Genomic DNA, 2,401 nt, shown 5'->3' with positions numbered 1-2,401 from the left:
GGACCGCCTGGTGACCAGAGGCTACGGCGAGTCGCGGCCGCTGGTGCAGGTGAACGAGCGCCTGAGCAAGCGCAGGACCGAGACGGCCAGACGCATCAACCGAAGGGTGGGCTTCCAGCTCAATACCCCAGACATGCAGCTGGACCTGGAATAGGAACTGACTAAGTAATAACAGAAAAGGGCTCCGTAGAGAAATCTGCGGAGCCCTTTTCTGTTCATGTTATAGCGCCAAGTGTGAAATGAAAAGTCAAATATGAATAGTTGTAGGTTATGCTAAAGGTAAAAGGTGAGGCTTGTCCACATATAAACCCTCTTTTGCCTAAAATTTTATCCGCTAGTATCAATATTGGGTACCCAGTGTTTCGGGCTTAATAACTTTGTGCATGCATAGCCAAATTTCTGTGGGAGCAGTTTCTCTAAAGACAAGAGCTTTTGCAGTAAGGCCTTTCCTAACATTGAGTGCGTGAACTCAACCGCTAGTATGGTTCTGCTGCCTCTTCTGGTTTCAGACTGGGCGCGGGAGCCCGCATAGAAGAGTGAGCTGGCTGGGCAGCAGGCAGGGCTTTTGTGCTTAACCCAAAGAATGATGCGTATGAAAAAGCGAGCCTCAGTCAAAGAAAGTATGGTCAACATGCCGCTGCTCAATCCGAACGCGGCAGGCATTGACGTAGGAGACACTGTTCATGCCGTCGCTGTGCCCGAGGGCAGGGACGAGACACCGGTCAAGTCTTTCGGGGCGATGACCTGCGATTTAGAGGCCATCGCCGCCTGGCTGCAGGAGTGCGGGGTGGACACGGTAGCCATGGAGAGCACGGGCGTGTACTGGAAGCCCCTGTTCAGCCTGCTTATCCAGCGTGGCTTCGAGGTGTACCTGGTCAATGCCAAGCAGGTCAAGAACGTGAGCGGCAGGAAAAATGATGAAGATGACGCGAGATGGATCCAGAAGCTGCACAGCTGCGGGCTGCTCAAGAGCAGCTACCTGCCCGAGGATGAGCAGGAGGCCCTGCGCACGCTGGTGCGTCACCGCAGAACCCTGATGCAGGACAGGGGCAGGTGCGTTCTGAGGATGCAGAAGGCCCTGGAGGTGATGAACGTCAAGCTGCACACCCTCATCCGCGACATCACAGGCAAGACGGGCACACGCATCATTGAAGCCATACTGCGGGGGGAGCGGACACCGGAAGTCTTCCTGGCCTGCATTGAGAGCAACATCAGGGCCGACCGGGCTACCATTCTCAAGTCCTTGCAGGGCAACTGGCGGGAAGCTCATCAGCAGCACAGTGATGAAAAAGAAGCCTAACCCGGCCAGCCAGGCATTCCGCAACGCCGCCAATGCCGTGCAGCGGAGCGACAACTGGCTCGGCGACTACTTCCGTCGCATGAAGGCTAGAGGCGGAAACCGGTATGCCATAGTTGCAACAGCTAACAAGATACCATCTATTACAAGATGGTATCTTGTCAGCAAGAGTTTAGACCTGTGGAATTGACTGCTTATCAGCAGAAGTTCAAGCAGGCCAAGATTGTATACCTGGAGCGGAAGCTCTCTGAACTGAAAAAAGAAGCAGCTTAAGATAAGTTATATAGAAGTTATCTTCTAACGCAAACTTGATTCAAGTATGTGCGTATTGCCATATATAAATATTTTGAACCCTTTATGCGAAAAATAACTACAAAAATTTCTGCTGTTGCACTTGTGCTGCTCTTCCTTGTGATGCCAGGTACAGCCATATTTGCACAGACATCAGATCGGCCCAACAACCTTCAACTCTTCGGTACGGCTATCTCTTATAAAGGAGAACTCGGTAATCAGTTCTGGGATAAAGCTGAGAAAGGAATTGGAGTATCCTATAACCGCTTCCTCAGCCCGTCCTTCGATTTGGGTTTTAGTCTTGTTTATAATAGCCCTGAAGTATATCTAGATCCGCCAAATAACTATTTAACTGATCAACTGGCATCTGCCATGCTTGGAGTACGTTTGAAAGCTTATGGCACCATACTTAGAGAAGATGCATTTATAGGACCTTATTTGAATTTAGCCGGAGGTGGTATGTATGTTAGTGCGGAAGGAGCCTCAGATGGCCAGGAGTTTGATGACCGTTTCGTTACTTCCGTTCTTGCGGGTGGTGCAGGTATCAGATTCAGGCTGTCTGACGGGTTTAACATATTCATTGAGTCTAACTACCTTCTTACAGGCAACGATAAATTTGATTGGAAGAGCGGTGGCGACAACGACCGCTTCCTGGAGCACAAGGCTGGTATAAGTCTGAATTTAGGCAAGTCTAAGGACACGGACATGGACGGCGTTCCGGACAGGAGGGACAAGTGCCCGGACACGCCTACGGGCGTGCAGGTGGACAAGGAGGGCTGCCCGGTTGACACGGACGGCGACGGCGTGGCCGAC

The 2,401-nt window shown here is 51.4% G+C and carries 2 protein-coding genes and 1 pseudogene; all 3 read left to right on the top strand.

What is annotated here, in order from left to right:
• Window positions 1–592 precede the first annotated feature (592 nt).
• The gene (locus tag ACFSRY_RS19130) at window positions 593–1,300 is read left to right on the top strand and encodes an IS110 family transposase (protein ID WP_377511923.1); all 708 of its coding nucleotides are present in this window, start codon (window positions 593–595) and stop codon (window positions 1,298–1,300) included.
• Window positions 1,284–1,487: a hypothetical protein gene (locus ACFSRY_RS19125; protein WP_377511920.1), complete on the top strand. Its 204-nt coding sequence runs from the start codon at window positions 1,284–1,286 to the stop codon at window positions 1,485–1,487. The genes ACFSRY_RS19130 and ACFSRY_RS19125 overlap by 17 nt, the downstream gene beginning before the upstream one ends.
• 167 nt (window positions 1,488–1,654) lie before the next feature.
• Window positions 1,655–2,401: pseudogene (locus ACFSRY_RS19120) on the top strand (hypothetical protein); the annotation flags it as partial.

The organism is Pontibacter locisalis (genome assembly GCF_042684605.1).
Classification (GTDB): Bacteria; Bacteroidota; Bacteroidia; order Cytophagales; family Hymenobacteraceae; genus Pontibacter; species Pontibacter locisalis.
Note: the sequence above shows the minus strand (reverse complement) of the source record. Positions and strands in the feature narration are given on the sequence as shown.

Excerpts from the sequence above, each read along its gene's own strand:
- ACFSRY_RS19125 (WP_377511920.1), top strand. The coding sequence starts at position 1,284 with ATGAAAAAGAAGCCTAACCCGGCCAGCCAGGCATTCCGCAACGCCGCC.
- ACFSRY_RS19130 (WP_377511923.1), top strand. The coding sequence starts at position 593 with ATGAAAAAGCGAGCCTCAGTCAAAGAAAGTATGGTCAACATGCCGCTG.